This is a genomic window from Pseudomonas sp. P97.38 (genome assembly GCF_001269745.1).
GTDB lineage: Bacteria > Pseudomonadota > Gammaproteobacteria > Pseudomonadales > Pseudomonadaceae > Aquipseudomonas > Aquipseudomonas chlororaphis_E.
Map to the genome: position 1 here is coordinate 152769 of NZ_LHVJ01000030.1, position 6937 is coordinate 159705.

Annotated in this window: 6 protein-coding genes; 2 read left to right on the forward strand and 4 right to left on the reverse strand. The window is 62.4% G+C overall.

What is annotated here, in order from left to right; all coding sequences use genetic code 11:
* Window positions 1-94 precede the first annotated feature (94 nt).
* Window positions 95-598 carry a peptidylprolyl isomerase gene (locus tag AD664_RS25745; protein WP_042732373.1) on the forward strand — a complete coding sequence of 168 codons (504 nt, stop codon included), beginning with the start codon at window positions 95-97 and terminating at the stop codon, window positions 596-598.
* Window positions 595-1350, forward strand: a complete 756-nt coding sequence (lpxH, locus tag AD664_RS25750; RefSeq protein WP_053151228.1) for a UDP-2,3-diacylglucosamine diphosphatase — start codon at window positions 595-597, stop codon at window positions 1348-1350. The genes AD664_RS25745 and lpxH overlap by 4 nt, the downstream gene beginning before the upstream one ends.
* A gap of 149 nt (window positions 1351-1499) precedes the next feature.
* Here lpxH and AD664_RS25755 read toward each other — a convergent pair whose 3' ends face one another.
* The 4 genes from AD664_RS25755 to AD664_RS25770 all read right to left on the reverse strand — a co-directional run bounded on the left by AD664_RS25755 (window position 1500) and on the right by AD664_RS25770 (window position 6398).
* A complete protein-coding gene (locus tag AD664_RS25755) occupies window positions 1500-3029 on the reverse strand; it encodes a DHA2 family efflux MFS transporter permease subunit (RefSeq protein ID WP_042731773.1) in 1530 nt (509 codons plus the stop codon).
* Between the two features lie 214 nt (window positions 3030-3243).
* Window positions 3244-4446: an efflux RND transporter periplasmic adaptor subunit gene (locus tag AD664_RS25760; protein ID WP_053151230.1), complete on the reverse strand. Its 1203-nt coding sequence runs from the start codon at window positions 4444-4446 to the stop codon at window positions 3244-3246.
* A 15-nt stretch (window positions 4447-4461) separates the two neighbouring features.
* On the reverse strand, window positions 4462-5928 hold the full coding sequence (locus AD664_RS25765) for an efflux transporter outer membrane subunit (RefSeq protein ID WP_053151233.1): 1467 nt from the start codon (window positions 5926-5928) through the stop codon (window positions 4462-4464).
* Window positions 5925-6398 carry a MarR family winged helix-turn-helix transcriptional regulator gene (locus tag AD664_RS25770; protein WP_053151236.1) on the reverse strand — a complete coding sequence of 158 codons (474 nt, stop codon included), beginning with the start codon at window positions 6396-6398 and terminating at the stop codon, window positions 5925-5927. The genes AD664_RS25765 and AD664_RS25770 overlap by 4 nt, the downstream gene beginning before the upstream one ends.
* Between the last annotated feature and the right edge of the window lie 539 nt (window positions 6399-6937).

The window sequence follows — 6937 nt, forward strand, 5'->3', positions numbered from 1 at the left end:
GCAGGCTAAACTGCCCAGCCTGGCCGATCATAGCCAGACCGGTTGCGGGCCTCACGGCCCCAAAACCCAAGAATTCCTAGAAAGAGTAGCGATCATGAGCAAAGTCAAACTGACCACCAACCACGGTGACATCGTTCTGCAACTGAACAAAGAAAAGGCGCCGCTGACCGTCGCCAACTTCATCGAGTATGTCCAGGCCGGTCACTACACCAACACCGTCTTCCACCGCGTCATCGGCAACTTCATGATCCAGGGCGGCGGTTTCGAGCCGGGCATGAAGGAAAAGAAAGACAAGCGCCCAAGCATCCAGAACGAAGCCGACAACGGCCTGCCGAACAAGAAGTACAGCATTGCCATGGCCCGCACCATGGAGCCGCATTCGGCCTCCGCGCAGTTCTTCATCAACGTGGCTGACAACAGCTTCCTCAACCACAGCGCCAAGACCGTACAGGGCTGGGGCTATGCCGTGTTCGGTGAAGTGATCGAAGGCACCGACGTGGTCGACAGCATCAAGGGCGTTTCCACCACGTCCAAGGCTGGCCACCAGGACGTCCCGGCAGAAGACGTGATCATCGAGAAAGCCGAGATCATTGAGTGATACTGCTGATTTCAGATTTGCATCTGGAAGAGGAGCGCCCGGACATCACCCGGGCGTTTCTGGATTTACTCGCCACCCGCGCCCGTTCGGCGCAAGCGTTGTACATCCTGGGCGATTTTTTCGAAGCCTGGATCGGCGACGATGCCATGACCCCGTTCCAGCGCTCCATCTGCCAGGCCCTGCGCGCGTTGAGCGACAGCGGCACGGCCATCTTCCTGATGCACGGCAATCGCGACTTCATGCTGGGGCAGGCCTTCTGCAAGGCCGCTGGTTGCACCCTGGTCAAGGACCCGAGTGTCGTGCAGTTCAACGGCGAACCGGTGCTGCTGATGCATGGCGACAGCCTGTGCACCCGCGATGAAGGCTACATGAAGCTGCGGCGCTGGCTGCGCAACCCGGTCACGCTGTTCATTCTGCGCCACCTGCCCTTGGGCAGCCGGCAGAAACTGGCGCGTAAACTGCGCAGCGAAAGCCGGGCACAGACGCGGATGAAGGCCAATGACATCGTCGACGTCACGCCTGAGGAAATCCCGCGGATCATGCAGCAGTACGGCGTACGGACCCTGATCCACGGCCACACCCACCGCCCCGCCATCCACAAGCTGCAACTCGGCGAACATGCAGCGAGACGCATCGTGCTGGGGGATTGGGACAAGCAAGGCTGGGCGCTGCAGGTGGATGAACAAGGGTTTGCGTTGGCGCCGTTCGGGTTTGCCCCGCCGCCGCAACTACCAGCACCTGACCCAACCTGAATTCCCCTGTGGCGAGGGAGCTTGCTCCCGCTTGAGTGCGAAGCACTCACAAAGGGGCTGCTGCGCAGCCCAGCGGGAGCAAGCTCCCTCGCCACGATGATTTCGAGTGAATAGCATCTACACACTTGAGATCGCGTTTCACTTGCGAATCAATGCCCCGCCGAAGCCGGCCCCGCCTTCGCCGCAAACGGCGGCTTCGCCAACCACACCAACACAATCAACCCCATGAACGCCCACCCCAACAACGTGAAGTAATCCACGGTGGAAAGCATGTACGCCTGACTGGTAAGAATCTGATCGAGCTGGGCATACGCCGGCGCGCTCGCGCCGCCGAGCTGGTTGAGGGCCTCGCGGGTACTGGGTTCGAACGTGCTGATGTTCTCGCTCAGGTAGGCATGATGCATGTCGGCCCGGCGGATCCAGATCCAGGTGGTGAGCGACGCCGCGAAGCTGCCGCCCAGGGTCCGCAGGAACGTCGCCAACCCGGCGCCATCGGCAATCTGGTGCGGCGGCAGGTCCGACATCAGGATGCTCAGCGTCGGCATGAAGAACAGCGCCACGCCGATGCCCATGAACAACTGCACCAGGGCGATGTGCTGGAAGTCCACTTCGTTGTTGAAGCCGGCCCGCATGAAGCAACTCAGGCCGATGGCCAGGAACGCCAACCCGGCCAACAGGCGCAGGTCGAACTTGTGGGCGTACTTGCCGACGAAGGGCGACATCAGCACCGGCAGGATACCGATGGGCGCCACCGCCAGCCCGGCCCAGGTGGCGGTGTAGCCCATCTGGGTCTGCAGCCACTGCGGCAGGATCAGGTTGATGCCGAAGAACCCGGCGTAGCCGCCCACCAGCACGATGGTGCCGATACGGAAGTTGCGATAGGCGAACAACCGCAGGTTGACCACCGGATGGCGGTCGGTCATTTCCCAGATCACGAACACCGCCAGGGCGATCACCGAAATCAACGCGCCAATGATGATGAAGTTCGACTCGAACCAGTCCAGGTCGTTGCCCTTGTCGAGGATCACCTGGAGCGCGCCGACCCCAATGATCAGCGTGATCAACCCGACGTAGTCCATCGGCTGGCGACTGGTCACCACCGGACGTGCCTTGAGCTGCTGCTGCACCACCATCGCCGCGAAAACACCGATGGGGACGTTGATGAAGAAAATCCACGGCCAGCTGTAGCTGTCGGTGATCCAGCCACCCAGGATCGGACCGGCGATGGGCGCCACCACCGTGACCATCGCCAGCAACGCCAAGGCCATGCCCCGCCTGGCCGGCGGGTACACGGCAATCAGCAAGGTCTGGGTCATCGGGTACAGCGGCCCGGCCACCAGGCCCTGGAGCACGCGAAAGCCGATCAGCTCGGGCATCGAGGTGGAGATACCGCATAGAAAGGAAGCGAGCACGAACAGCATCGTCGCCCACAGGAACAGCTTTACCTCGCCAAACCGGCGGCTCAACCAACCGGTCAATGGCAGCGCGATGGCGTTGCTCACCGCGAACGAGGTGATCACCCAGGTGCCCTGCTCCGAGCTGACCCCCAGGTTGCCGGAAATGGTCGGCAAGGCCACGTTGGCGATGGTGGTGTCGAGCACTTGCATGAACGTCGCCAGCGACAGCCCGATGGTACTGAGCAACAGGCTGGGCGGTGTGAAGGACGCGTTATTGCTCATTGCGAAACCCTATGAAGCGAAGGTGGCGGAATCGTCCAACTCAAGACACAGATACAGAACCTGTGGGAGCGGGCTTGCCCGCGAAGGCGATTCCACATTCAATAATTGCTGCCTGACACTGCGCATTCGCGAGCGAGCCCACTCCCACATTGGGCCTGGGCGCTCGCAGGATCGGTGTTCATCACCATTGCCCGTGGGAGCGCGCCATCAAAGACTAGCGCTGTACCGTCTTGCTGGCGGCGGCGCTGTTCTCGTGGATCAACCGGGCAATCATCGCGTCGGCATCGGCCAATTGGCGGTCGTAGACCTGGGTGCTGAAGGTGGCCTTCTGCGGAGGCTGTTGAGCCAGGACCGGGCCGCTCTGATCGTGCAGGTTGACGTTGACCAGGGTCGACAAGCCGATCCGCAAGGGATGCTCGCTCAGCTCCTGGGCATTGACATGGATGCGCACCGGCACCCGCTGGACGATCTTGATCCAGTTACCCGTGGCGTTCTGCGCCGGCAACAGGGCAAACGCGCTGCCAGTGCCGGCACCCAGGCTGTCGATCGTGCCGCTGTATTTCACATCGCTGCCATAAAGGTCGGTCTCGATTTCCACGGGTTGGCCAATGCGCATGTCACGCAGTTGGGTTTCCTTGAAGTTGGCGTCGATCCACAACTGGTCCAGCGGGATCACCGCCATCAACGCCGTCCCCGGCTGCACCCGCTGGCCCAGTTGTACGGTACGCTTGGCGACGTAGCCGGTGACCGGTGCGATCAAGGTGCTGCGGGCGTTGGCGAGGAAGGCCTGGCGCAGTTGCGCGGCGGCGGACTGCACGTCGGGATGGGACGACACCACGGTGTCATCCACCAGGGCGCTGGTGGTCTTGAGTTGCTGCCGGGCATTGGCCAGGGCATTTTGCGCCGAGGTCAGGTCGTCCCGGGCGTGGGAGAGCTCTTCCTGGGAGATCGCCCCGCCGGCCGCCAGGTTGCGGCGCCGGTTGTAGTTCTCCTGGGCTTTCTGCACCTCGGCTTCCTGGGCATTGACCTGTGCGCGCATGCCGTCGACGTTGCTGTACAAGCCACGCACCTGGCGCACGGTGCGGGCCAGGTTGGCCTGGGCACTCTGCAGCCCGACTTCGGCATCGTTCGGGTCGAATTGCACCAGGATCTGGCCTTCGCGCACCAGGTCACCGTCGTCGGCGCCGATGCTCACCACGGTGCCGGTGACCTGCGGCGTGATTTCCACCACGTTGCCGTTCACGTAGGCATCGTCGGTGCTTTCGTTCCAGCGCCCGTACAGCTCGTGCCAGGCCCAGACGCCCAGGCCGCAGAGGATGACGATGACCGCCAGGGCCAGCAACATGACCTTGCGCTTGCGCGGGTTGCCGTTGTCCTGCGGGTTTTGGGTAGGTTGCGTAGTGTCGGCAGTGGCCATGACAAGTCCCTCGAATCAGTTATTCGGCGCAGAGGCCGGTGTGGCGGCGGCCAGGGCCTGGGGTTCGAAACCACCGCCCAGGGCCTGCATCAGCTGGATCGACAGGTCGATCTGCTCGGCATTCAGGTTCGCCAATTGACGTTGGGCCTGGAGCAATTGCTGCTCGATGCTCAGCACGTCCAGGTAATTGCCGATGCCCGAGCCGTAACGCTGGACCACGGTGTCGTATGAGCTTTGGGCGATATCAGTGGCATGTTGCTGGGCACCGATCTGGCGGGCGATGTCACGCAACTGGTTGATGGTGTCGCTGACATCCCCCAGGGCCTGGACCAGGCTTTTGTTGTACTGCGCCACCGCCAGGTCGTAGTCGGCGTCGCGGGCGTCCAGGTCAGCCCGCAGGCGTCCGCCATCGAAGATCGGCAGCGAGACCGTCGGCGCCACATTGAAGAAACGGCTGGGCGAGCCGAACATCGCATCGCCCAACAGTGACCGCACCCCCGCCGCCGCGCTCAGGTTGAGGTTGGGGTAGAAGTTGGTCTTGCCGGCCTCGATGTCCTTGCTCGCCGCTTCGACCCGCCAACGGGCGGCCACCAGGTCGGGGCGACGACCCAGCAACTCGGCCGGCAGGTTCGACGGCAAGGCGACCGCGCTCGATTGCAGCACGTTGGGCCGGGCGATTTCACTGCCTCGGTCCGGGCCCTTGCCCAGCAGCACCGCCAAGGCGATCTTGGCGCTTTGCAGGCGTTTCTCGGCGTCGATCAGGGTCGCATCGGCGCTGGCTTCCAGGCTTTCGGTCTGCTGGAACTGGTACTCGCTGTCGATCCCCGCGCTGAGGCGGCGCTTGCTCAGGTCGAGCATCTGCCGGGTGCGCTTGAGGTCTTCCGCCGCCAGGTCACGAATGATGTGGGCTTGGCCCAGGTCGCTGTAGGCCCGGGCCACATCGGCGGCCAGGGTCAGTTGCGCTGCCTGGCGGTCGATCTCGGCGGCACGGGCCTGGCCCAGCGCGGCTTCCCAGGCGGCCCGTTGGCCACCCCAGAGATCGAAGGTGTAATTGAAGTTAACCCCCAGCGTGCGCAAGGTGCTGTAGGCACCGCCCTCGCCCGCCGGGTCCTCGTCGCGAGACAGGCGCGAACGGCTGACACCGCCGCTGGCATCCAGGGTGGGCAGGCGCGCCGCATTGGCAGCGTAGGCGGCGGCACTGGCCTGGTGCACCCGGGCGCTGGCGATCTGCATGTCCGGACTGTCGCGCAGGGCTTCACGGATCAAGCCGTCGAGCTGCGGGTCGCCCAGGCTTTTCCACCAATCGCTTTTCGGCCATGCGGCCGGTGACAACTTGACACCGTTCAGCGATTGCCCGGCCTTGAGGCTCTGGGCCTCGAGGCTGACGCCTTCGGTCTTCAGGCCGCTGTAGTTGGCGCAACCGGCCAGGCTCATGGCGAGCAATACCAGGCTCAGGCGAGTACGCAAGGTCTTACGCTTCATTTGTCCCCCAACCGCAGCACGGTGATGGGATCACCGGCGGCAAGCAGAATTTTCTTGAGAATCTGTTCGAGGGTTTGCAGCTCCTCGCGGCTGATGGCGCCGGCCAACTGGTTCATGGCGTCGGCACCGATCACCGGCAGTCGATCCGCCAGGGCCTGGCCGGCGTCGGTCAGCACCAGCAGCACTTGCCGGCGGTCATCCACCGAACGTTGACGAGCGAGGAAACCTTTCTGTTGCAAGCGATCGAGCATGCGGGTCATCGAACCGCTGTCCAGGGACAGGTAGCGGCACAGCTCGGCAGGTGTGTCGATGCCGTGCTGGGCCATGATGATCAACACCTTGAACTGCGCGGCCGTGATGCCGACGGGCTCCATGTGGGTATCGATGATCCGGTCCTTGAGCAGCGCGGCGCGTCCGAGCAGCATGCCGAGATGGCACTTGTGGAATTCGTCTGGGGTGAAATGCTTCATCTGAGCACCGTTTGCTGCCTAGGCAGTTAATGTATGTCGAGATATTACTGCTTAGGCAGCAAATGTCAAATAAAATAGTTAGCTTGCTATTTATGATAGGCAACCGCAGAAACAAATGTGGGAGCGGGCTTGCTCGCGAAAACGATGTGTCAGCCGCTGCATAGTTGGCTGACCTGACGCCTTCGCGGGCAAGCCCGCTTGTGTCTGAGTAAGGGAATAAACTCTGGGGTGAGAGGGGTAGATGGCAAGCTGTGAGTCCGCGGTGCTTGAAGCACGAGTGGGAGCAAAGCTGCCATCTACCTTTCTACTCTGGCCCATAAGCCCGAACAGTTGTACGAGCGGCACTCGAATCACAAGCGTGGGCAAAGCCAGAGCACTCTCATTTCTGAGTGTAAGAGGGTTTTGCCATGATTTCCTGGGTCGGTATCGATATATCCAAATCAAATCTCGTCGTTTGGGTTCGACCACAGAACCAAGGCTATGAGGTCCCCAATACGTCTGAGGGTTTTGCACAGCTGGTCGAACAGCTAAGCCAATAC